We start from the raw sequence: 21,607 nt of genomic DNA, 5'->3' as shown, positions 1-21,607 counted from the left end.
CGTCAACGGTGTCGCGCCGCCCGGGTGCTCAGCCTTCGCGCTGCTGCGCCCAGGCGGCGAACGCGTCGTGGAAGCCGGGGAAGGTCTTCCGCACGCACCCCGGGTCGTCGAAGGTGGTGCCGGGGGTGCGCAGGCCCGCCACGGCGAAGGACATCACGATCCGGTGGTCGCCGTGGGTCTCGATCTCGACGGCCTTCGGCGTGCCGGGGCGGATCTCGATCCAGTCCCGGCCGGTGGCGACGTCCACGCCCTGGCGGCGCAGGTTCCGCGCGCACGCCTCCAGCCGGTCGCACTCCTTGACCCGGGTGTTGTAGACGTCCTCGATCCGGATCGGCGCGGCGGCGAACGGCGCGATCGCGGCCAGCGTCGGCATGGTGTCGGAGATGTCCCGCATGTTGACGGTGCCGCCGCGCAGTTCGCGGCCGGTGACGGTGGTGGCGTCCGCGCCGGTCTCCACCTCGGCGCCGAGCCGCTCCAGCACCTCGACGAAGCGCAGGTCGCCCTGGAGCGCGTTCCGGCCCAGCCCCGGCACCGTCACGGTGCGGCCGGTGAGCGCGGCGGCGGCGAAGAAGTACGAGGCGGTGGAGGCGTCCGGCTCGACCGGGTACGCGGTCGCCGTGTAGCCGCCCGCCGGGACCTCGAAGACGTCGCCGGCGCGCCGCACCTCGACGCCGAAGCTGCGCATCATCGCCAGCGTGATCTCCACGTACGGGGCCGAGACCAGGTCGGTGACGCGGACCCGCAGGCCGGTGCGGGTGAGCGGGCCGAGCAGCAGCAGCGCCGTCAGGTACTGCGAGGACAGGCCGGCGTCGAGCACCACCTCGCCGCCCTCGACGCCGTCGGTGCGGACGCTCAGCGGGTGGTGGCCCTCCTGCCCGTGGTGGGTGACCTCGACGCCCAGGTCGCGCAGCGCGCCGGTGAGCGGGGCCAGCGGGCGGCGGCGCATCTGCGCGGACGCGTCGAAGTGGAAGGCGCCGCGCCCGGCCGCGGCCAGCGCGGGCAGGAACCGGGCGGTGGTCGCCCCGTCCCGGCAGAACACCTCGGCGCCGTCCGCCGCCGGGCCCTGCGGCCGCCCGGTGATCCGCCACTCGCCGGGCTCCCGCTCGACTTCGTACCCGAGCGTGCGCAGGCCCTCCGCGAAGCCCTCGGTGTCGTCCGACACCAGCGGCCGCGACAGCGTGGTGACCCCGTCCGCCGCCGCCGCGAGGAACAGCGCGCGCGCGGTGACCGACTTCGAACCGGGAATCTCGACCAGGGACACGGGGCAGCGCTCCAGCGGGGGCAGGACGACAGGACTCCCCCGATCCTGCCTCCCGCACCCGCTCCGGGGCGGCGCGTTCTACAGTGTGGACACCGCGGTCCCGACGCGCGGGCCCCGCGCCCCGTCGGGGGTGCGGGGCCGGGACCCGGGGCGGGCGCTCAGGCGGTGCGCCCGATCTCCTCCCGGGTCACCGGGTGCGCGAACGGCAACCCGGCGGTGTAGCGGGCGAGTTCGTCGACCGCGGCGGCGGCCATCCGGGGCAGTTCGCCGCCGAGCGAGCCGGCGACGTGCGGGGTGAGCAGCACGTTGGGGAGGTCGTAGAGCGGGGAGTCGACCGGCAGCGTCTCGGGGACGGTGACGTCGAGGACGGCGTCGATCCGGCCGGTGAGCAGTTCGGCGGTGAGCGCGTCCTGGTCGATCAGCGAGCCGCGCGAGGTGTTGACCAGGGTGGCGCCGTCCGGCATCAGGGCGATCCGGCGGGCGTCCAGCAGGTGCCTGGTCTCCGGGAGTTCGGGGGCGTGCACGCTCAACACCTCGGAGCGGGCGCACAGTTCGTCCATCGTCACCGGTTCGGCGCCCAGGGCGGCGGCCTGGTCGGCCGTCAGGTACGGGTCGTGCAGCAGCAGTTCGAAGTCGTAGGGGGCCAGCAGCTCCAGCACCCGCCGGCCGATCCGGGAGGCGCCGACGATGCCGACGGTGCGCCGGTAGTTGCCGGCCCCGGCGTAGGCGGCCTGCCAGTCGTGCGGGGCCCGGCGGCCCCGGTAGTCGGCGGCCAGCCGGAGCACCCGCTTGTTGGCGAACAGCACGGCGGCGACGGTGAATTCGGCGACCGGGAGGGCGTTGGCCCAGGCGGCGGAGGTGACGCCGAGGCCGCGTTCCCAGCAGGCGTCGGTGACGTGGTGCTTGACCGAGCCGGCCGCGTGCAGCACGGCCCGCAGCCGGGGCGCGGCGTCCAGCACGGCGGGGGTGAGCGGCGGGCAGCCCCAGCTGCTGACGATCACCTCGGCCTCGGCGAGGGCGGCCGCGCCCTCCGGGGTGGTGAAGTCGTCGACGACCAGCTCCGGGTCGAGGTCGGCGAGTTCGACCAGCCGGGCCATCACCTCGGGGGAGATCAGCCGGGCGGCGAGGTCGCGGTGCATGGCGAGCAGGGCGCGCGGGCGGGTCCGGGTGGCGGCGGCGCCGGGCGGGGCCTCGGCGGGCGCGGAGTTGGGCATGGCGGGGCTCCCCATCGGGCGCGGGTGGAGGACGGAAGGGGTTACTTGACGCTGCCGGCGGTGAGTCCGGCCTTCCAGTGGCGCTGGAGCCCGACGAAGGCGACGACCAGCGGGAGGACGGCGAGCAGCGAGCCGGTGACCACCAGCGGGTAGTACTCGGGGAAGGCGCGGGTCTGGGCGTTCCAGGAGTACAGGCCGAGGCTGACCGGGAAGAGCCGGTTGTCGGAGAGCATCACCAGCGGCAGGAAGAAGTTGTTCCAGATCGCGGTGAACTGGAACAGGAACACGGTGACGAAGCCGGGCATGACCATCTTCAGGCCGATCGACCGGAAGATCCGCAGCTCGCCCGCGCCGTCCATCCGGGCGGCCTCCAGCACCTCGCCGGGCAGGTAGCCGGCGCAGAACACCCGGGCCAGGTACACCCCGAACGGGTTGACCAGCGAGGGCAGCAGCACCGCCCAGTAGGTGTTGACGATGTGCAGCTGGGAGGCGAGCAGGTACATCGGCAGGGCGAGCGCGGTGGTCGGCACCAGCACGCCGAGCAGCACCAGGCCGAACAGCTTCTCCTTGCCGGCGAAGGAGTAGACGTGGAACGCGTACCCGGCGCAGACGCAGATCAGCGCGCACAGCACGGCCCCGATCCCGGCGTACAGCAGGGAGTTGAGGTACCAGCGGAAGTAGATGCCGTCGCCGGCGGCGGCCAGGTCCTCCAGGTTCCGGGCGAGGTGGAAGTTGCCGGTGCCGAGGGCGCGGCCGCCGATCAGGTCGGCGGTGTTCTTGGCGGAGGCGCTGAGCAGCCAGCCGAGCGGCAGCAGGGTGTAGAGGGTGGCGAGGACGAGGGCGCCGTTGACGGCGGTCCGCGACATCGTCCGGGGGCGGCGCGGCGGGCGGGTCCCGGCCGGGCCGGGCGCGGCGGGGCGGACGGGGGTGAGGGTGCTGCTCATCGGGCGGTCTCCGTCGCGTTCCGTCGGGCGGTCTCCGTCGCGGTCCGGTTCCGCCTGCGGGCGCGCTGCTCGTCGCGGCCGCGGGTGAGCCGGGTGACGGCGAAGGAGAGCAGGGCGGCGGCCAGGGCGAGCAGCACCGAGGAGGCGGCGGCCAGGCCGTAGTCGTTGCGTTCGAACGCGGCGGAGTAGGCGTACATGTTGGGGGTCCAGGTGGAGACCACGCCGGGGGCGACGTCGTGCAGGATCATCGGTTCGGTGAACAGTTGCAGCGAGCCGATCACGGTGAACAGGCCGACCATCGCCACCGAGGCCCGGATCAGCGGGACCTTGACGGAGCAGGCGGTGCGCAGCGGTCCGGCGCCGTCGACCACGGCGGCCTCCAGCACCTCGCGCGGGATGGCCTGCAGCGCGGCGTAGAAGATCACCATGTTGTAGCCGGTCCACTCCCAGACCGCGATGTTGACCACGGCGGACAGCGGGTGGCCGAACACGTCGACCTGGGCGCCGGCCGAGCCGAGGGCGTCGATCACGGGGCTGATGCCGGGGGTGTAGAGGTAGGTCCACACCAGGGCGGCGATGATGCCGGGGACGGCGTGCGGCAGGAACAGCGCGAGCTGGAAGAAGCGCTTGGCGCGGGCCAGCGCGGAGTCCAGCAGCAGGGCCAGCGCGAGCGAGAGGCCGAGCATCAGCGGGATGTACAGCAGGCAGTACTGGGCGGTGTTCCAGAAGCCGTCGCGGAACGCGGCGTCGCCGAGCGCCCGGGTGTAGTTGCCGAGGCCGGTGAACACCCGGGTGGTGGTGCCGCCGAAGCCGAGCCCGGAGCGCTTCTCGCCGAACAGGCTGAGGTGGACGGCGTAGCCGATCGGGATCAGCGTGCACGCGGTGAACAGCAGCAGGAACGGGGCGAGCAGGACGGCCGGGGCGCCGATCGGCGCCCGGCGCTTCCGGGTGCCCCGGGCGGCGGCGGGGGTGCCGCCCGGGGCGGGGGTGGTGCCGGACATCAGCCGGCCGCCTTCAGACCGCGGTTCTTCAGCTCGGCGAGGGTGGCCTGCTGGGCGGCGTCGACGGCGGACGGCACGGTGCCGCCCTGGCCGAGCTTGCCGAAGGCGTCCTTCATCGCGCCGTTGGTGGCGCCCATGGTCGGGCCCCAGGCCCAGTTCGGCCTGATCGACTTCGCGGCGTCCTGGTAGATCGCGTAGACGTCCTGGCCGCCGTAGAAGTCGGTCTTGAAGGCGGCCTTGGCGACCGGCACCAGCTCCGGGTCGGCCGGGTAGGCGGAGGAGGAGCCGGAGGAGATCCGGGCCTGGATGCCCTCGGGGGTGGTGGTCGCCCAGGTGGCGAACTCGACGGCGGCCTTGGCCTTCTTGCTGTCCTTGGAGACCGCGAAGGTGGTGCCGCCGAGCATGCCGGAGGCGGGCTGCCCGTCCCAGCTCGGCATCGGGGCGACCGCCCACTTGCCGTTGGCGGCCGGGTCGGTGCCGAGGGTGGACTTGAGCACGCCGCCGCCCCAGGCGGCGCCGAGGTACGCGGCGGTCTCGCCCTTCTGCAGCGAGGCCGTCCACTGCTGGCTGAACGAGGGCTGGACCCGGACCAGGTCGTCGGCGATCAGGCCCTGCCAGTAGTCGGCGACCTTCTTGGTCCCGTCGCCCGCCAGGTCGACCTTCCAGCTGTCGCCGCTGGTGCCGAACCACTGGGCGCCGCCCTGCCAGGCCATCGCCTCGAAGGTGCTCGGGTCGTCGGGGAAGAAGGTGGCGATCCGGGTGTTGGCGTCGGCGGCCTTGAGCTTCTGCGCGGCGGCCCTGAACTCGTCCCAGGTCTTGGGAACGGTGACGCCGGCCTTCTCGAACAGGTCCTTGCGGTAGTACAGCGCCTGCGGGGAGGCGTCCAGCGGCAGCGCCCAGGTGGCGCCGCCGAGCGTGGTCAGCTCCGTCGACTGCGGCAGGTACTTGCCCTTCAGGTCGGCGGGGACCAGCTTGCTGATGTCCTGGACGGCGCCCTGGCTGACGAAGTCGGGCAGCTGCGGGTACTCGACGTTGAACACGTCGGGGGCGTTCCCGGCCTTCACCGCGTTGGAGATCTTGGCGTAGCCGCCGGCGTTGCCGGACGGGATCTCCTCGAAGGTGACCTGGACGTTCGGGTGCGAGGCGTTGAACGCCTGCACCACGTCCTTGGTGCCCTTGGCCCAGCCCCAGAAGGTGATCGAGACCGGCTTGCCGTCGCTGCCCGCGTCGGCGCCCGAGGCCGAGGCGCCGCCGTCGCTGCTGCAGGCGGAGAGCAGGGTGACGCCCAGGACGGTGGCGGTCGCGGCCGCGGCGAGGCGGAGGGCTCTGCGGCGGTGGAGAGCGGGAGAGGGCATGGCACGGCTCCTGTGGGGGGTCCTTGAAACGCCGGGTAGGTACCCGATCACCCGATTTGAGCAGGTCGGGCGGGGTTGACCGCTATCTTGGGACGGCCTCCGATCAGACGTCAAGGCATCCGGATCAAATGATCCGACCTGATCAATCGCATCTCGCCATCGAATCGGGTTTCACCTTGAGTTTTCCGGGATTTTCCGGAGGTCACAATCGGATCAAGGAGATCATTCGATCGATGCTGCTTGACGGGATGATCAGCACTTCCTAGGGTCGGCCGGACAGCCCCCGCGCCCCCAGGAACCGAGGCCGCCATGCCCCACCCCGTGCCGCTCCCGCCGGAAGACCGCGAGCTCAGCCCCTGCACCGGCTGGACCAGGGCGCACTGGGAGGCCGCCGCCGACCGCCTGCTGGCCGCCGTCCACCCGCACGCCGGACCGCGGCACGCGCTGATCAACCTGCCCGGCGCGCGCCCCAGCTGGTCCGGCCGCCGCTCCGACGGCCTGGAGGGCTACGCCCGCACCTTCCTGCTCGCCGCCCTCCGGGTGGCCGGCGCGGACGGCGCCGACCCCGGCCACCTGCTGGAGCGCTACGCCGAGGGCCTGGCCGCCGGCACCCGCCGCCCCACCGCCGAACGCGACCTCGCCGACGGCGACGCCGTCTCCTGGGGCGCGGTCACCGACCGCGGCCAGGCCATGGTCGAGGCCGCCTCCGTCGCCCTCGCCCTGCGCCTGACCCGCCGCCACCTCTGGGACCGCCTCGACCCCGGCGTCCAGGAACGCGCCGGCGCCTGGCTCGCCGGGGCCCTGCACCGGCAGCCCGTCGACAACAACTGGTGGCTCTTCCCGCTCACCGTCGGCGGCTTCCTCGCCGAGGCCGGCATCGAGACCGACGCCGCCCGGGCCGCCGTCGACCGCGGCCTGCGCCGCCTCGACGACTGGTACCTCGGCGACGGCTGGTACACCGACGGCCGCCCCCGCGCGATCGACCACTACAACGGCTGGGCCCTGCACCTCTACCCCGCCCTGCACGCCCACCTCTCCGGCGACCCCGCCCTCACCGCCCGGTACGGCGCCCGCCTGCACGACCACCTCACCGGCTACGCCCGCCTGTTCGACCGCGACGGCGCGCCCGTCCACCAGGGCCGCTCGCTCAGCTACCGGTTCGCCGCCGCCGCCCCGCTGTGGGCCGGCGCCCTGCTCGACAGCACCCCGCTGGCCCCCGGCACCACCCGCCGCCTCGCCTCCGGGACGCTGCGCCACTTCCTCGACCGCGACGCCCTCGACGCCCGCGGCCTGCTCACCCTCGGCTGGCACGGCCCCTACCCGCCGATCGTCCAGCCCTACTCCGGCCCCGCCTCCCCCTACTGGGCGTCCAAGGGCTTCCTCGGCCTGCTCCTGCCGCCCGGGCACCCCGTCTGGACCGCCACCGAGACCCCCGGCCCCGCCGAGACCGCGGACGCCGTCACCGCCCTGCCCGCCCCCGGCTGGCTGATCCAGTCCACCGCCGCCGACGGCCTGGTCCGCCTCCACAACCACGGCAGCGACGACCAGCCCGCCGACACCCCCCTCCCCGACGACCCGCTGTACGCCCGCCTCGCCCACTCCACCCGCACCGCCCCCACCGCGCCCCTCCCCGACAACCACTTCGCCCTCCTGATCGACGGCACCCCCACCGACCGCGGCCCCCTCACCCCCCTCGGCGCGGGCCCTGCCCGGCAGGACGCGGGCACCGGCACCGGACCGCTCGGCGGGGAGCCCGGCGTGGGCGGGGGGTCCGGCGGGCCCCGGGTGCGGGTGGTGTCGTCCGGGGGCGGGGACGGGGGCGGGCCCGGGTGGGCGGCGTCGTGGCACCGGCCCCGGTGCGGCGGGGGGCCGGTGGACGGGGTGGTGGTGGTCTCGTTGACGCTCGCGCACGGGCCCGACGAGGTCCGCGTCCACCTGGTCGCCGGGGCGGCCCCCGGCACCCCCGTCCGCGAGACCGGCTGGCCCGTCGCGGGGGCCCGGCCGGTCGCCGTCGCCGACGGCCGCCACGCCGAGGTGGCCGGGGACGGCGGGCTGCGGGGCGCGCTCCTCGGCCTGCACGGCTGGAGCACCGCCGGGACGGCCGACGCCCCCGAGGGCACCGCGTTCGGCCCGCGCGCGGCCGTCCCCGTCCTGGACGGCACCACCGGCCCGCTCGGCACCGCCCTGTTCGTCTCGGCCGCCCGCCTCACCGCCGCCCCCGACCCGCTCCCCCCGCTGACCGCCCTCACCCTCACCACCGCCGGCCGGGAGCTGTCCCTCACCTGGCCGGACGGCACCACCACCCGCGCTGCCCTCGCCGTCTGACCGACCGTCACTCCGTCCTTCCCGCCCCCGACCCCCGGGACTCCCCTTGCCCCTCGCCCTCTCCACCCTCGGCCTCCCCGGCCTCCCGCTCCCCGCCGTGCTCGCGCTGGCCGCCGAGGGCGGCTGGCAGGGGCTGGAGCTGCGGGCCGCGCCGTCCGAGCCCGTGCACGTGGGACTGTCCTCGGCCGAACGCCGGGGGGTCGCGCGGGCGTTCGCGGGTGCGGGGGTGGTCCCGCTGGCGGTGGCCTCGTACGTCGGGGTCGCCGAGGAGGGGCCGGACAAGGGGGTGGTGGAGGGGCTGCTCGCCCACCTGCACCTGGCCGCCGACCTGGGGGCGCCCTACGTCCGGGTCTTCCCGCGCGGCGGGGCGGGCCCGGTGGCGGCGGCCGGGGCGCGGGCGGCCCGGCGGCTGCTGGGGGTGGCGGAGGCGGCGGGGGCGCTCGGGGTGCGGGTGCTGGTCGAGACGCACGACTCGCACCGTTCGGGGGCCGCGCTGGCGGCGCTGCTCGACGGCGTGCCGGACGCGCCGGTGGGCGCGCTCTGGGACGTGCTGCACACCTGGCTGGCGGGCGAGCCCCCGGCCGAGTCGCACCGGTGGCTCGCGCCGCGCCTCGGCTACGTCCAGGTCAAGGACGTCGCCTCGGCCGCCGACCTGACGCCGCTCGCGCTGGGCGACGGCGTCCTCCCGCTGGCCGACTGCCTGGCCCCGCTGGGCGACGGGGCGTGGGTGTCCTGGGAGTACGAGGCGCCGTGGCACCCGTCGGCCGCCCCGCTCGCTCCGCTGCTCCCGTCCGGCGCGCGCTTCCTGCGGGGGCTCGGGGTGCGCTGAGCGGCGCTCAGAACCCGTGTTCCAGGCCGAACTCCACGCCGTGGTACTCGACGCCCGCGCCGAACAGCGGGTCGACCTTGGCGAGGCCGAGCAGGATGCGGACCCGGCGGTCCCAGTCGTGGACGTGCAGGTGTTCGACGGCCCGGCGGTAGCGGTCGGAGGTGAGCCGCGGGTCGAGCTGGGCGGCGATCCGGGCGTCGCCGGACAGGGGCAGCAGCGGGCTGTGCTCCAGCACGGTGAGCAGCACGAACGCCGTGGCGCGGACGGCCGGTTCGGGATCGGTGAGCAGGTGGTGGAAGGCGTCCTCGCCCTGCCGGAGCGCCGTGTCGACGCGCCGGTCCAGGCCGGTCGCGCCGGGGCAGTCCTCGGCGACGGCCGGGCCGCCGCCGGCCAGCGCCACCAGCAGGGCGAGCGCCGACTCCCGTGCCGCGACGGGGCCTTCGCCGGTCAGCCGGACCAGGTGCGGGACGGCGGGGGCGGCGGGCAGCAGGTAGCCGTGCGAGCCGTCCGCGTGGTGCAGCAGGTCGTACAGCCGCCCGCCGGCCTGCCGGGCGGCGCGGTGGTCGGCGGCGGCCGCGAGGGCGGCGAGCGCGGCGGGGACGTCGGTGCCGCCGCCGGGCCGGTGGCCGGGGCCGGAGCAGAGCAGGGCCCAGTCGGGGCCGTCGAAGTCGTCCGGCGTCATGGCGGTCACCCTCCCTCGGGTGCGGGGCGGAGGGCCTGCGGGCGCGTCAGGGCCCGGCGGGGGGTGCGGAGTTCGGGTTCGGCGGCGGCGCGGCGGGCGCGTACGGCTGTCATGCGGGCATTCAAGCAGGTCGCACCCGTAGCACCTGGTCAAACGGCGGCGCCGTCACCCCCGCAGGAGGTCCGGATCTTGAGGGTGGGGAGCAGTTCGAGGTGCGAGGCGGGTCGGCCGGGCGGGCCGTCGAGGCGGCGCAGCAGCAGGTCGAGGGCGGCTTCGCCGACGGCCTTCTTGGGCGGGGAGACGGCGGTGAGCGGGGGCGCGGCGAGGGCGGCGAACACGTCGTCGTAGGAGATCAGGGCGACGTCCTCGGGGACGCGCAGGCCGCGGTTGCGCAGCAGCGGCGGGAGTTGGATGGCGTCCTGGTCGTTGTGGACGAGGACGGCGCGGACGCCGTCGGCGGCGGCCTCGGCGATCTGCTGGGCGACCCATTCGGGGTCGGGGACGGCGATCGGGGCGCCGGGGCGGTGCATGTCGATGACGGGGCGGGTGCCGAGGCCGAGCAGCGGGGCGGCCTCGGTGTAGCCGGTGCGGACCTGGTGGGCCGTCCAGGTGTCGGCGCGGGCGGCGAGCAGGACGGTGCGGTGGCCGAGGGCGGCGAGGTGGCGCAGGGCGAGCAGGACGCCGTGGCGGTGGTCGGAGCCGACCGCGTCGAGTTCGGCGGCGGGGCTGCCGGGGGCGGCCTTGCGCTCCACCAGGACGGCGGGGACGGGGAGTTCGGCGAGCCAGTGCTGGTCGCCGGGGCGGGGCGGGGTGTCGCCGGGCTGCCAGTTGGGGGTGAGCAGCAGGCCGTCGACGCCGGATTCGAGCAGCCGGTCGACCTGGGCGCGGTCGTCGCGGGCCTCGTAGGCGGCGATGCCGAGGACCAGGCGGGCCCCGGCGGTGGCGGCGGCGGCGCGGGCGCCGGCGATCACCTCGTCGAAGTAGGAGCCGACGGTGGGGACGAGCATGCCGACGACCCGGTCGGGTCGGCCGGGGCGGGCCTGCGGGCCGGTGTCGGGGAGGGCCACCGAGCCGTGCGAGCGGGCGAGTTCGCCGGCGTCGGCGAGGGCGGCGACGTCCCGGCGGACGGTGACCGCGGGGATGCCGAGGCGGGTGGCCAGGTCGACCACCTTGACGGTGCCGAGGTCGCGCACGACCTGCAGGATCCGCGTCCGGCGTTCCGCTGCCGAGACGGTCATGGCGTCCCCTTCCTGGTTCGGGCCGCGGTCCCGGTCGGGCCGCGGTGACACTGCTCGATCAATTTGTATCATTCGATCGCCATTCGATCGAAAGGTCTGAATGTATTGACTCGATCACATGGTGAACCTACGGTGCGGGGCGGGCGCCCATCCCACCCCTCGTTCTCGGGAGTCCCCACCATGCTCCTGTCCCACGCCCTCCGGCGTGCCGTGCCCGCTGTCGCACTGGCCGCCGCCCTCCTCTCCCCCGCGCTGCCCGCCGCCACGGCGGCGGCGGCGGCCGGCGGCACCTCCTGGTACCTGGACTGCTCGGCCGCGGCCGACGGCTCCGGCAGCCAGGCCGCGCCCTGGAACAGCCTCGGCTCCGCCAACGCGCACCTCTTCCAGCCCGGCGACCGGCTGCTGCTCAAGCGCGGCGCGACCTGCACCGGCACCCTGCAGCCGCAGGGCTCCGGCACGGCCGGCGCGCCGATCACCCTGGCGGGCTACGGTACCGGCACCGCCCGCCCCGTGGTGGCCGGCGACCCGGCGAGCAGCCAGAACGCCGCCGTGCGCCTCTACAACGTCGAGCAGTGGGAGATCCGCGACCTGGAGATCACCTACACCGACACCGCCGCCACCAAGCGGGAGCGCAACGGCCTGCTGGTGGAGATCGCCGACCTGCCGGACGGCGTCGGCACCCACTACCTGGTCGACGACGTGTACGTGCACGACGTCAACGGCGACGCCACCAAGTGGTCCAACGGCATCCAGTTCCGGGTCTCCGGCAGCACCACCCCGACCAACTTCGACGACGTGACGGTGCAGAACTCGCTGATCGCGCACGTCGACCGGGAGGGCCTGACCAACCGCTCGACCTGGATGTGCCGGCCGACCTACGGCACCGGCGACGGCTGCGGCACCACCAGCAACTGGCGGGCCAGCACCCGGCTGGTGTTCCGCGGCAACACGATCCAGGACACCGGCGGCGACGGCATCGTGGTGCGGGCCGCCGACCACGCGCTGGTCGAGCACAACACGGCCTTCGACCTGGCGATGCGCCCGATGGGCTCCAACGCCGGGATCTGGACCATCAACTCGGACTTCACCACGGTGCAGTACAACGAGGTGCACCACGTCCGCCGGCTGTCGGACAACAACGACGGGATGGCCTTCGACTCGGACTACGGCAACACCGGGGCGCTGTTCCAGTACAACTACAGCCACGACAACCAGGGCGGCTTCATGCTGTTCTGCGGCGCCTGCGGGGCCGGCTCCTCCTCCACCGGGACGGTGGTGCGCTACAACCTGAGCCGGGCCGACCAGAGCCGCTGGCTGTTCGCCGTCGGCGAGAAGAACGCCCGGATGTACAACAACACCGCCTACCTGCCCGCCGGTTCGACCACCGCGATCGTCCAGCAGGGGTCGGGCACCTCGACCACCGCACTGAGCGGCAACCTGTTCTACAACCTGGGCAGCGGCGGCTACATCGGATTCGGCTCCAGCGCCTACAAGCCGGGCGACTTCGGCTGGGACGCCAACGCCTTCTGGGGCAACCACCCGGCGAACGAGCCGGCCGACGCCCGGAAGCTGACCGCCGACCCGCGGCTCGCCAACCCCGGCGGCACCGCCCCCGCCGACTACGGGCTCGCCGCCGCCTCCCCGGCCCGGGGCGCGGGCGCGACCGTGCCCGCCAACGGCGGACAGGACTTCTTCGGCGCGCCCGTGCCGCAGACCTGCCGCCCCGACCTCGGCTTCCAGCAGGCGTCCGCCTTCGACGACACCGCCTGCGCCGCGCCCGCCCTGCTCGCCAACGGGGGCTTCGAGAGCGGCGCGCTCGCCCCGTGGACGTCCTACGGCGGCGTGCAGCTGGACGCCGCGAACGCCCACGGCGGGACGTACGCCGTCCGGGTCGGCCCCGCGCAGGCGGCGGCCGAGCAGGTGATCGCCCTGCAGCCGGGCACCACCTACCGGCTGAGCGGTTGGGGCAAGGTCTCCGCCGCGGGCACCGAACTGTCGCTGGGCGTCAAGCAGTACGACAGCGCGGGCTCCAGCACCCGGGCCGCCTTCACCGCCACCGCGTACAGCCAGGGCTCGACGGTGTTCACCACCGGGCCGACCGCCACCAGCGCGCGCGTCTACTGCTACGCGCGCAGCGGCGGCGGCTACGGCTGGTGCGACGACCTGACGGTGACGAAGGTCTGAGCCGCCGCCGGGCCGCCCGGCGGGGGCGGGCTCACTGCGGGTCCACCGCGTGGAGCCCACCCCCGTCCCACTCCATCCAGCGGGTGATGCCGATCTCCCGCAGGAACGGGTAGTCGTGGCTGGCCACGATCAGCGCGCCCCGGTAGCCCGCGAGGGCCTGGGTGAGCTGGCGGACGCTGGCCAGGTCCAGGTTGTTGGTCGGCTCGTCGAGCAGCAGCAGCTGCGGCGGCGGGTCGGCCAGCAGCAGGGCCGCCAGGGTGGCCCGGAAGCGCTCGCCGCCGGAGAGCGTGCCGGCCGGCTGGTCGGCCCGGGCGCCCCGGAACAGGAACCGGGCCAGCCGGGCCCGGACCTCGTTGTCCCCGGCCGCCGGGGCGTGCTCCTTGACGTTCCGGAACACGCTGAGGCCGTCGTCCAGCACGTCGAGGCGCTGCGGCAGGTACCGCAGCGGCACCGGCGTGGCCACCTCGCCCGCCGCGGGCGGGAGTTCGCCCGCGACGGTGCGCAGCAGCGTGGTCTTGCCGGAGCCGTTGCGGCCGATCAGCGCGATCCGCTCGGGGCCGCGCAGCTCCAGGTCGACCAGGCCGCCGAAGGCCGGGCGGACCTTGTCCAGCACCAGGACGGTGCGCCCGGCGGGGACGGCGGTGCGGGGCAGGTCGATCCGGATCTCCGCGTCGTCCCGGACCGCCTCCTCGGCGGCGGCCAGCCGCTCCTTGGCGTCGTTGAGCCGTTCGGTGTGCATGCCCTTGAGCCGGCCGGCCGTCTCCTCGCCCTTGGCCTGGAGCTTGTCCGCCAGGGCCTTGGGGTCGTTGCGCCGGATCGAGCGGGCCTTGCCGTACGAGGCGGACTTGTCCAGCTTCTGGCCGGCCTCGATCAGGTCCCGCTTCTGGCGCTTGACGTCGGCCCCGGCCGTCCGGACCAGGCGTTCGGCGGTCTCCTGCTCGTTCGTCAGCGTCTCCTGGTAGGCGGTGAAGTTGCCGCCGTACCAAGTGACTTCGCCGTCCCGCAGGTCGGCGATCTGGTCGACCCGGTCGAGCAGTTCGCGGTCGTGGCTGACCAGCAGCAGCACGCCGGGGAAGGCGGACACGGCGTCGTACAGCCGGGCCCTGGCCCGGGCGTCCAGGTTGTTGGTCGGCTCGTCGAGCAGCAGGACGTCCGGCCGGCGGAGCAGCAGGGCCGCCAGGTGCAGCAGGACGGCCTGGCCGCCGGAGAGTTCACCGGTGGTGCGGTCGAACTCCAGCTCGCCGAGGCCGAGGCGGTCGAGGGTGGCGCGGGCGCGCTCCTCGACGTCCCAGTCGTCGCCGACGGCGGTGAAGTGCCGCTCGTCGACGTCTCCCGACTCGATGGCGTGCAGGGCCTCGCGCTTGGCGCGGATGCCGAGCGTCTCGTCGACCCGGCGGTCCGCCGCCGAGGTCAGGTCCTGCGGCAGGTAGCCGAGTTCGCCCGCGATCCGGACGGTGCCGGAGGCCGGGGTGAGCTCGCCCGCGATCAGCCGGAGCAGCGTGGACTTGCCCGCGCCGTTGAGGCCGACCAGACCGGTGCGGCCGGGGCCGACCGCGAGGTGGAAGCCGCTCAGCACGGGGCGGCCGTCGGGCCACTCGAAGCCGAGGTCGGTGCAGAGGATGGACGTGGTCGGTTGCGCCATGGGGGCCTCCTGGAGGTTGCCGCGCGGGGAAGGGGAGCAACACGGGAGACACCGGGGACGCGGGAGCGGGAAGGGCCGTCGCGGGAAACCGAAGAACCCGCACGGGAGCCGTGGAACGCCGCCCTGCCGAGGTCGCACTCGCGCCCAGTACACGCTCGGACACCCGGGAACAACACAGGTGCGGCGTGGCGCGGTGTCTCATGACCTCAGACGAGCAACGGCCTTCTCCAGACGTGCGGGAATGTGACTCCACCGACCTTACGCAGCCCCTCCGACCGGGCGCAACGGAATTAAGTCCCGCCCCGGTCCGGCTCCGTCCCGTCCTTGCCCCGCGCGGAGCAGCCGGGGGATGCTGGGCCGCATTCCCACCCGCCACTTCCCCGCGCCGGCTCCGCGCAGCTCGCGCGCGGCCCCACCGAGGACCGGAGCAACCGTGCTGTCCAGAGGCAGAATCCTCGCCCCCGCCGTGCTGGCCGCCGCCGTCGGCGTCCTCGCCGTCGGGTGCTCCCAGCACGGCGGGCAGCCCGTCCGGCGCGTCCCGACCACGTGGGGGCCCGGCTACCGGAACGTCGAGGAACTGGACGCCCACAGCGACCTGGCCGTCGCCGGCCGGTTCAGCAGGAACCTCGGCGAGCAGACCGACGGCAGCGGTCTCACCCGGACCGACTTCGAGTTCACCGTCACCGCACAGCTCTCCGACCACCGGGGCGACGCGGCCGGCGCGCGGACCGTCCTGGTCCGGCAGTTGGGCGGGAAGGGCGTCCAGTACGGGGACGACACCCTGTTCCGGGAGGGCGAGGACGCCGTGCTGTTCCTGCAGCGGTTCGGGCCCGGGCAGTACACGGTGATCGACGGCCCCAACGGGCGCTTCGGACTCTCCGGCCCCGCGGGCGACGAGGCGACGGTCTCCCCGTTCAACGACGGGACCGCCAGGTTCTCCGGCACCCTGGGCCGACTCGGCGCGCTGCTGGCCCGGCGGTAGGCGGTCGGCGGTCGGCGGTCGGCGGTCGGCGGTCGGCGGCGATCCGGCGGTCGGTTGTCGGGGGCGGCTGCCAGGATGGGCGGCATGGAACGAGTCCTCGGCATCGGCGGGTGCTTCCTGCGCGCCGCCGACCCCGCCGCGCTGAGCGCCTGGTACCGCGACGTCCTGGGTCTGGAGACCGGCCCGCACGGGCAGTGGCAGCAGGCCGCGGGCCCGACGGTGTTCGCCGCCTTCGAGTCCGGCACGGACTACTTCGGCTCCCCCGCGCAGCAGGTGATGCTGAACTTCCGGGTCCGCGACCTGGACGCGATGCTCGCCCAACTGCGCGCCGCGGGCGCGGCGGTGGACGGGAAGGTGCAGGGGATGCCGGGCGTCGGCCGGTTCGGCTGGGTCACCGACCCGGAGGGCAACCGGATCGAGCTCTGGCAGCCCGAGTCCGGGTAGCCCGGGCGGGGGCGGCGGGCGCGGGCGCGGCGCCGCCTAGAATCGACCCATCATGACTGCCACTCTCGTCGTCAAGGACCTCGCCGCCGGCCACGGTGAGCGCACGCTGTTCGCCGGGCTCGACCTGGTCGTCGCCCCCGGGGACGTGATCGGCCTGGTCGGGGTGAACGGCGCGGGCAAGTCCACGCTGCTGCGCCTGCTGGCCGGGCTGGACGCCCCCGAGGGCGGCAGCCTGAAGCTCAGCCCGCCGACCGCGAACGTCGGCCACCTGCCGCAGGAGCCGGAGCGCCGGGAGGGCGAGTCGGTGCGCGACTTCCTGGCCCGCCGCACCGGCGTGGCGGCCGCACAGGCGGCGCTGGACGAGGCCACCGAGGGCCTGGTGGAGGGCCGCCCGGGCGCGGACGACGCCTACGCGGTGAGCCTGGACCGCTGGCTGGAGCTGGGCGGCGCGGACCTGGAGGAGCGGGCCGAGGAGGTCGCCGACCAGCTCGGCCTGAAGGTCTCGCTCGACCTGCCGATGACGGCGCTGTCCGGCGGCCAGGCGGCCCGGGCGGGCCTGGCCTCGCTGCTGCTGTCCCGCTACGACGTGTTCCTGCTGGACGAGCCCACCAACGACCTGGACCTGGACGGCCTGGAGCGCCTGGAGGCGTTCGTGAAGGGCCTGCGCGCGGGCACCGTGCTGATCAGCCACGACCGCGAGTTCCTGGCCCGCACCGTGACCAAGGTGCTGGAGCTGGACCTGCACCAGCAGCAGGTCAACCTGTACGGCGGCGGCTACGAGTCGTACCTGGAGGAGCGGGCGATCTCCCGCCGGCACGCCCGCGAGCAGTACGAGGAGTACGCGGACACCAAGTCCGGCCTGGAGGCCCGCGCCCAGATGCAGCGCAACTGGATGGACAACGGCGTCCGCAACGCCCGGCGCAAGGGCGGCGACAACGACAAGAAGGCCCGGGCGCAGCGCGCCGAGTCCAGCGAGAAGCAGGCCGCGAAGGCCCGGCAGACCCAGCGGATGATCGAGCGCCTCGACGTGGTGGAGGAGCCCCGCAAGGAGTGGGAGCTGCGGATGGAGATCGCCGCCGCGCCGCGCTCCGGCTCGGTGGTGGCGACGCTCCGGCAGGCCGCCGTCCGGCGCGGCGACTTCGCGTTCGGCCCGGTCGACCTGCAGATCGACTGGGCGGACCGGGTGGCGATCACCGGCGCGAACGGCGCGGGCAAGTCGACGCTGCTGGCGGCGCTGCTGGGCCGGCTGGAGCTGGACGCGGGCTCCGCGGCGCTGGGTTCGGGCGTGCTGGTCGGCGAGGTGGAGCAGGCCCGCGGGCACCTGTTCGGCGGGGACGCGGAGCAGCCGCTGCTGGCCGCGTTCTCGGCTGCCGTGCCGGACCTGAACCCGGAGGACGTCCGGACCCTGCTGGCCAAGTTCGGCCTCAAGTCGGTGCACGTGCTGCGGCCCGCCGCGACGCTCTCCCCGGGCGAGCGGACCAGGGCGGCGCTGGCGCTGCTGCAGGCCCGCGGGGTGAACCTGCTGGTGCTGGACGAGCCGACCAACCACCTGGACCTGCCCGCGATCGAGCAGTTGGAGCAGGCGCTCGCCTCGTACACCGGCACCCTGCTGCTGGTCACCCACGACCGCCGGATGCTGGACACCGTGCAGGTCAACCGCCGTCTGGTGGTCGCGGACGGGCGGGTCTCCGAGGCCCTCTGATGCCGCGTCGGCCGAGGTTCGCCGCCCGACCGGATCGAGGCCCGGTCCTGGTGGTCCGGGCCGCCGTCCGCGGGCGGCGGCCCGGACCCGCCGGTCAGACCGCCGTCGCGGACCAGTACGGGTCGCGGCCGGTGAACGCGAGGAACTTGGCGGCCCGGCTCGCGTCGGCGGGTACCTCGACCACGGGCGCGTACTTGCCGAAGGACCGGCGGACGAACTCGACGACCTGCCCGGCCGGGATCTCCAGCCGCTCGGCCATGTCCTCGGTCAGCGGAAGGTCCTGGCCGGTCGCCCTGGCGATGTCCCAGGCGTGGACGGCCGCGTCGAGCGCGGCGACCATGGCGCCGGCCTGCGCGGGCATCGGGCCCATCGGGGTCGCCACGCTCTCCGCCCCGCGCCCCGACTCCCACGCCTTCAGCGCGGCGCGCAGCGTCGTCTCCAACTGTGCCGCCGCCTCCGCGCCGCCACCGGCGGCCAGGACGTCCGAGGGCTCGAAGGGGTCGCCCTCGGGTGCCTCCCCGGTGATCTGCATGGTCAGCGCCTGCTGGTCGAGCCGGGCGTGGTGGAAGACCTGACGGACCGTCCACTCACTGCACGGCGTCGCGGCTCCCCACTTCTCCTCGGGCACCCCGCGCACCGCGGCCAGCAGGTAATCGTGTGCTTCTGCCAACAGCTCGAATCCGTCGACGGACATCCGTTGCCTCCCCCTTCGACCCGTCGCACGCGCGACAGTTCGCTGTCACCCTATGCTTCGCGGCCGACAGTCGTGCCCACGGCCCACTGGAGACCCACGAGGCCCACGAGGCCCACGGCGTGACGCACGACGCGCCGTCCGGAGCCGGGGGAACGCGGTCCGGGCCCGTGCAACCTTTCCGGCCGGGTCGGGGTGAACAGGGCGGAGCGGCGGTCCGGAGCGGGTCGCGGCCCTGGGAGGAGAGGGAACGGATGACGACGAGCGTGTTCGACGTCCCGGTGGAGGACGTGCCCCGGCCGGTCGCGGCGCGGGCGCCCGCGGACGGCGCGGGCGGGTGGGAGGCGGACTTCGAGGGGTTCGCGGCCACCCGCTGGCAGCGGCTGGTGCGCACGGCCTACCTGTTGACCGGCGACCACCACGAGGCCGAGGACGTGGTGCAGGCGACCTTCGCCAAGGTGTTCCGGAACTGGTCCCGGATCAGTCGGCTGGACGAGCCGGACGCCTACGTGCGCCGGGCCCTGGTGAACAACAACCTGAGCCGGCACCGGCGCCGCCGGGTGCGGCAACTGCTGGTGCCGGTGCTCCCCGACCGGGCGGACGCCGGCGGCGGGCACCGGGGGGTGGAGGAGCGCCCGGCGCTGCTGTCGGCGCTGGCCGAACTGCCGCCCCGGCAGCGGGCGGTGGTGGTGCTGCGCTACTGGGAGGACCTGAGCGAGACCCGGGTGGCCGAGGTGCTCGGCTGCTCGGTGGGGAACGTGAAGAGCCAGGCCAGCCGGGGCCTGGCGAAGCTGCGGGTGCATCCCGCGCTGGCCGCGCACGCGGCGGGCACCGGCCCGGCGATCGACGACACGGAGGGGGAACGGCGATGAGCGGGACCGAGGACATGGTGCGCGGGGCGCTGCGGGCGGAGGCCGCGCGGGTCCCGGTGGGGGCCTGGACCGCGGGGCCGGCGCGCGCGCACGTGCGGCGGCAGCGGCGCGGGCGGCGGGCCGCGGTGGGGGCGGCGGTCGCGGCGGCGGCGCTGTCGCTGGTGGCGGGCACCGGCGCGGTGCTGTCCGGGACGTCGGCGGCGCCGGTGGGGGCGGCGTCCGGGTCCTCCGCGCGGCTGCCGGCAACGCCGCCCGGCCCGGCCCCGGAGGCCGTGCTGCTGGAGCCCGGGCAGCAGTACCAACTGGGCCGCGAGGGCTGGTGGATGCGGCTGGACCGCCAGGAGATCTGCACGCACGACCCGGCCGCCTACGCGAAGCGCCCGGACTGCGCCGGGTACTCCTGGGCGGCGGGCGCCACCGGCATCACCACGACGTACGCCGGGGACGCGGCGCACCCCGGGCAGGGCCTGTACGGCCTGATCTACCACGGCCCCGAGAAGGTGGCCCGGATGGCGCTGGAGGTGGACGGCACGGCGTACTGGGCCGTCCCCGTCGCGCTGTCCGGCGACCCGGGCTGGACCAGCGGCTGGGCCTGGGCTCCCGACCGCAAGCAGGTGGGCACCGAACCGGTGCCGGGGAACGTGGTGCTCGCCGCGTACGACGCCGAGGGGAGGGTGCTGGCGAGCCGGACCCTGGGGCAGTGACCGACGGGGCCGCCAGGGGTGGACTGGACCGCGGACTGGACCATTTCCCGCCTTCGATTGCTCGGTCCCTTCCGTCGGCCACCCCTCATGTGCTGTGCTGTCGGCCATGGTTGACAGTGCATCCACCGAAGCGCCGTCCTACCCGACGACGCCGCTCCGCCCGCGGAGCGTCCCCGCCCAGGAGGCGGCCGACCGCTGCCGGGCCTTCCACGAGGTGATGGCCCAGCGCCGCACCGTCCGCGACTACTCCACCCGTCCGCTGCCGGAGGGCGTGCTGGAGGCGGCGATCCGCACCGCGTCCACCGCGCCGAGCGGGGCGCACGTGCAGCCGTGGCGGTTCGTGGTGGTCACCGACCCGGAGCGCAAGCGGCGGCTGCGGGAGGCCGCCGAGGCCGAGGAACGGGAGTTCTACGACCACCGGGCGTCCGAGGAGTGGCTGGCCGCGCTGGCGCCGATCGGCACCGACTGGCGCAAGCCGTTCCTGGAGGACGCGCCCGCCGTGATCGTGGTCTTCGAGGTGCACAAGGGCCCGAGTTCGCCGCGCCCGTACTACACCAAGGAGAGCGTGGGCATCGCGGTCGGCTTCCTGCTGGCCGCGCTGCACCAGGCGGGCCTGGCCACGCTGACGCACACCCCGAGCCCGATGCGCTTCCTCAACGAGGTCTGCGAGCGCCCGGCCGAGGAGCGCGCCGCGTACGTCATCCCGGTCGGCTACCCGGCGGACGGCGCCCTGGTCCCCGACCTGGTGCGCAAGCCGCTGGACGAGGTGCTGGTCCGGCTCTGACGGAGCGTCGGGCGGCGCGCGGGCCCGTCCCGCGCGCCGCTCCGGCGCGTCCTGCGCGTTCTCACCCGGAGTGGCGGCGGGAAACCGGTTGGTGACCGCACGGACGGATGGCCCATACTCCGTCCATGAGTCACTCCACCGACGCACCTGACAACGCGCCGCGACCGATCAGCACGGGCCGCCCCCCGGAACTGCTCCCCCTCGGCAACGGCGCCCACCTGCGCAGACGCCGGCTCGCGGACGCCGCCGAACTGAACGCCTCGGTGATCGCCAACCTCGACCACCTGCGTCCGTGGATGTTCTGGGCCGCCCAGGCCCCGACCCTGGCCGAGAGCGAGCAGATGTCGGTGCGCGGCGAGGCCGCCTGGGACGAGGGCCGGGACTTCCTCTACCTGCTGGGCCTGGACGACGAGCCCGCCAAGGTGATCGGCGGCTTCGGCCTGCACGGCCGGGTCGGCCCCGGCGCGGTGGAGATCGGCTACTGGGTGCACCACGCGCACACCGGCCGCGGCCTGGCCACCGCCGCCGCCCGGGCGCTCACCGGGGCCGGGTTCGCGCTGCCGGGCATCGACCGGGTCGAGATCCACTGCGACGAGACCAACGCGGCCAGCGCCGCCGTCCCGCGCAAGCTCGGCTACACCCTGGACCGGATCGAGTCGGCGGCCGTGACCGCCCCCGCCGAGACCGGCCGGAAGATGTTCTGGGTCACCGAGCGCTGACGGAATCCGCGCGCACAGGAAGGGGACGGCCGGA

19 protein-coding genes are annotated in these 21,607 nt (G+C 74.9%); 10 read left to right on the top strand and 9 right to left on the bottom strand.

The annotated features are described in order from the left end of the window. Positions 1 to 28 precede the first annotated feature (28 nt). The 5 genes from aroA to ACIQBJ_RS18570 form a co-directional block, all read right to left on the bottom strand. Positions 29 to 1,261 (bottom strand): 3-phosphoshikimate 1-carboxyvinyltransferase, encoded by a 1,233-nt coding sequence (aroA, locus tag ACIQBJ_RS18590; protein ID WP_400710939.1) that lies wholly within the window; start codon positions 1,259 to 1,261, stop codon positions 29 to 31. Between the two features lie 158 nt (positions 1,262 to 1,419). Further along, on the bottom strand, positions 1,420 to 2,475 hold the full coding sequence (locus tag ACIQBJ_RS18585; RefSeq protein WP_400710936.1) for a hydroxyacid dehydrogenase: 1,056 nt from the start codon (positions 2,473 to 2,475) through the stop codon (positions 1,420 to 1,422). Between the two features lie 41 nt (positions 2,476 to 2,516). Beyond that, positions 2,517 to 3,341, bottom strand: coding sequence for a carbohydrate ABC transporter permease (locus ACIQBJ_RS18580; protein ID WP_400711376.1), 825 nt, complete (start codon positions 3,339 to 3,341; stop codon positions 2,517 to 2,519). Positions 3,342 to 3,415: 74 nt separating this feature from the next. After that, positions 3,416 to 4,420 (bottom strand): carbohydrate ABC transporter permease, encoded by a 1,005-nt coding sequence (locus ACIQBJ_RS18575; RefSeq protein WP_400710933.1) that lies wholly within the window; start codon positions 4,418 to 4,420, stop codon positions 3,416 to 3,418. Beyond that, a complete protein-coding gene (locus tag ACIQBJ_RS18570) occupies positions 4,420 to 5,775 on the bottom strand; it encodes an ABC transporter substrate-binding protein (RefSeq protein WP_400710930.1) in 1,356 nt (451 codons plus the stop codon). The genes ACIQBJ_RS18575 and ACIQBJ_RS18570 overlap by 1 nt, the downstream gene beginning before the upstream one ends. A 309-nt stretch (positions 5,776 to 6,084) precedes the next feature. On the opposite strand from ACIQBJ_RS18570, the gene ACIQBJ_RS18565 reads away from it, so the two are divergent. Together ACIQBJ_RS18565 and ACIQBJ_RS18560 are read left to right on the top strand one after the other, a co-directional pair. Then, positions 6,085 to 8,100 (top strand): DUF2264 domain-containing protein, encoded by a 2,016-nt coding sequence (locus tag ACIQBJ_RS18565; protein WP_400710927.1) that lies wholly within the window; start codon positions 6,085 to 6,087, stop codon positions 8,098 to 8,100. A gap of 46 nt (positions 8,101 to 8,146) precedes the next feature. Next, on the top strand, positions 8,147 to 8,929 hold the full coding sequence (locus tag ACIQBJ_RS18560; protein WP_400710924.1) for a sugar phosphate isomerase/epimerase family protein: 783 nt from the start codon (positions 8,147 to 8,149) through the stop codon (positions 8,927 to 8,929). 7 nt (positions 8,930 to 8,936) lie between these two features. Here the strand turns inward: ACIQBJ_RS18560 and ACIQBJ_RS18555 are convergent, their stop codons facing one another. Beyond that, positions 8,937 to 9,611, bottom strand: a complete 675-nt coding sequence (locus ACIQBJ_RS18555) for a hypothetical protein (RefSeq protein ID WP_400710921.1) — start codon at positions 9,609 to 9,611, stop codon at positions 8,937 to 8,939. Between the two features lie 149 nt (positions 9,612 to 9,760). Beyond that, positions 9,761 to 10,849 carry a substrate-binding domain-containing protein gene (locus ACIQBJ_RS18550; protein WP_400710918.1) on the bottom strand — a complete coding sequence of 363 codons (1,089 nt, stop codon included), beginning with the start codon at positions 10,847 to 10,849 and terminating at the stop codon, positions 9,761 to 9,763. Positions 10,850 to 11,029: 180 nt separating this feature from the next. Here ACIQBJ_RS18550 and ACIQBJ_RS18545 point away from each other — a divergent pair, with 180 nt between their 5' ends. Continuing rightward, complete coding sequence (locus ACIQBJ_RS18545; RefSeq protein ID WP_400710915.1) at positions 11,030 to 13,033, top strand: carbohydrate binding domain-containing protein; 2,004 nt, start codon at positions 11,030 to 11,032, stop codon at positions 13,031 to 13,033. Between the two features lie 31 nt (positions 13,034 to 13,064). On the opposite strand, the gene ACIQBJ_RS18540 is transcribed toward ACIQBJ_RS18545, so the two are convergent. Beyond that, positions 13,065 to 14,675 carry an ABC-F family ATP-binding cassette domain-containing protein gene (locus tag ACIQBJ_RS18540; RefSeq protein ID WP_400710912.1) on the bottom strand — a complete coding sequence of 537 codons (1,611 nt, stop codon included), beginning with the start codon at positions 14,673 to 14,675 and terminating at the stop codon, positions 13,065 to 13,067. A gap of 433 nt (positions 14,676 to 15,108) precedes the next feature. Here ACIQBJ_RS18540 and ACIQBJ_RS18535 point away from each other — a divergent pair, with 433 nt between their 5' ends. From ACIQBJ_RS18535 to ACIQBJ_RS18525, 3 genes are all read left to right on the top strand, one after another. Further along, entirely contained in the window at positions 15,109 to 15,657 is a 549-nt protein-coding gene (locus ACIQBJ_RS18535; RefSeq protein WP_400710909.1) for a hypothetical protein, read from the top strand. A gap of 84 nt (positions 15,658 to 15,741) precedes the next feature. Further along, positions 15,742 to 16,101: a VOC family protein gene (locus tag ACIQBJ_RS18530; RefSeq protein ID WP_400710906.1), complete on the top strand. Its 360-nt coding sequence runs from the start codon at positions 15,742 to 15,744 to the stop codon at positions 16,099 to 16,101. Between the two features lie 52 nt (positions 16,102 to 16,153). Beyond that, positions 16,154 to 17,803 (top strand): ABC-F family ATP-binding cassette domain-containing protein, encoded by a 1,650-nt coding sequence (locus tag ACIQBJ_RS18525; protein ID WP_400710903.1) that lies wholly within the window; start codon positions 16,154 to 16,156, stop codon positions 17,801 to 17,803. A gap of 94 nt (positions 17,804 to 17,897) precedes the next feature. On the opposite strand, the gene ACIQBJ_RS18520 is transcribed toward ACIQBJ_RS18525, so the two are convergent. Continuing rightward, positions 17,898 to 18,497 (bottom strand): TIGR03086 family metal-binding protein, encoded by a 600-nt coding sequence (locus ACIQBJ_RS18520; protein ID WP_400710900.1) that lies wholly within the window; start codon positions 18,495 to 18,497, stop codon positions 17,898 to 17,900. Positions 18,498 to 18,748: 251 nt separating this feature from the next. Here ACIQBJ_RS18520 and ACIQBJ_RS18515 point away from each other — a divergent pair, with 251 nt between their 5' ends. From ACIQBJ_RS18515 to ACIQBJ_RS18500, 4 genes are all read left to right on the top strand, one after another. Beyond that, positions 18,749 to 19,366 (top strand): SigE family RNA polymerase sigma factor, encoded by a 618-nt coding sequence (locus ACIQBJ_RS18515; RefSeq protein WP_400710897.1) that lies wholly within the window; start codon positions 18,749 to 18,751, stop codon positions 19,364 to 19,366. Beyond that, positions 19,363 to 20,070, top strand: a complete 708-nt coding sequence (locus tag ACIQBJ_RS18510; RefSeq protein WP_400710895.1) for a hypothetical protein — start codon at positions 19,363 to 19,365, stop codon at positions 20,068 to 20,070. Before ACIQBJ_RS18515 ends, ACIQBJ_RS18510 begins: the two co-directional genes overlap by 4 nt. A 106-nt stretch (positions 20,071 to 20,176) precedes the next feature. After that, positions 20,177 to 20,854 carry a nitroreductase family protein gene (locus ACIQBJ_RS18505; RefSeq protein WP_400710893.1) on the top strand — a complete coding sequence of 226 codons (678 nt, stop codon included), beginning with the start codon at positions 20,177 to 20,179 and terminating at the stop codon, positions 20,852 to 20,854. A 125-nt stretch (positions 20,855 to 20,979) separates the two neighbouring features. Continuing rightward, positions 20,980 to 21,573, top strand: coding sequence for a GNAT family N-acetyltransferase (locus tag ACIQBJ_RS18500; RefSeq protein ID WP_400710891.1), 594 nt, complete (start codon positions 20,980 to 20,982; stop codon positions 21,571 to 21,573). The last annotated feature ends 34 nt before the right edge of the window (positions 21,574 to 21,607 follow it).

Source organism: Kitasatospora sp. NPDC088391 (assembly GCF_044753345.1).
Taxonomy (GTDB): Bacteria; Actinomycetota; Actinomycetes; order Streptomycetales; family Streptomycetaceae; genus Kitasatospora.
This window is presented reverse-complemented; position numbering and strand designations above follow the sequence as displayed.

Coding starts and splice junctions, on each gene's coding strand:
- ACIQBJ_RS18540 (WP_400710912.1), bottom strand. CDS start 14,675: ATGGCGCAACCGACCACGTCCATCCTCTGCACCGACCTCGGCTTCGAG.
- ACIQBJ_RS18520 (WP_400710900.1), bottom strand. CDS start 18,497: ATGTCCGTCGACGGATTCGAGCTGTTGGCAGAAGCACACGATTACCTG.
- ACIQBJ_RS18585 (WP_400710936.1), bottom strand. CDS start 2,475: ATGCCCAACTCCGCGCCCGCCGAGGCCCCGCCCGGCGCCGCCGCCACC.
- ACIQBJ_RS18530 (WP_400710906.1), top strand. CDS start 15,742: ATGGAACGAGTCCTCGGCATCGGCGGGTGCTTCCTGCGCGCCGCCGAC.
- ACIQBJ_RS18510 (WP_400710895.1), top strand. CDS start 19,363: ATGAGCGGGACCGAGGACATGGTGCGCGGGGCGCTGCGGGCGGAGGCC.
- ACIQBJ_RS18525 (WP_400710903.1), top strand. CDS start 16,154: ATGACTGCCACTCTCGTCGTCAAGGACCTCGCCGCCGGCCACGGTGAG.
- ACIQBJ_RS18575 (WP_400710933.1), bottom strand. CDS start 4,420: ATGTCCGGCACCACCCCCGCCCCGGGCGGCACCCCCGCCGCCGCCCGG.
- ACIQBJ_RS18500 (WP_400710891.1), top strand. CDS start 20,980: ATGAGTCACTCCACCGACGCACCTGACAACGCGCCGCGACCGATCAGC.
- ACIQBJ_RS18545 (WP_400710915.1), top strand. CDS start 11,030: ATGCTCCTGTCCCACGCCCTCCGGCGTGCCGTGCCCGCTGTCGCACTG.
- ACIQBJ_RS18580 (WP_400711376.1), bottom strand. CDS start 3,341: ATGTCGCGGACCGCCGTCAACGGCGCCCTCGTCCTCGCCACCCTCTAC.
- ACIQBJ_RS18505 (WP_400710893.1), top strand. CDS start 20,177: ATGGTTGACAGTGCATCCACCGAAGCGCCGTCCTACCCGACGACGCCG.
- ACIQBJ_RS18565 (WP_400710927.1), top strand. CDS start 6,085: ATGCCCCACCCCGTGCCGCTCCCGCCGGAAGACCGCGAGCTCAGCCCC.
- ACIQBJ_RS18515 (WP_400710897.1), top strand. CDS start 18,749: ATGACGACGAGCGTGTTCGACGTCCCGGTGGAGGACGTGCCCCGGCCG.
- ACIQBJ_RS18550 (WP_400710918.1), bottom strand. CDS start 10,849: ATGACCGTCTCGGCAGCGGAACGCCGGACGCGGATCCTGCAGGTCGTG.
- ACIQBJ_RS18555 (WP_400710921.1), bottom strand. CDS start 9,611: ATGACGCCGGACGACTTCGACGGCCCCGACTGGGCCCTGCTCTGCTCC.
- ACIQBJ_RS18570 (WP_400710930.1), bottom strand. CDS start 5,775: ATGCCCTCTCCCGCTCTCCACCGCCGCAGAGCCCTCCGCCTCGCCGCG.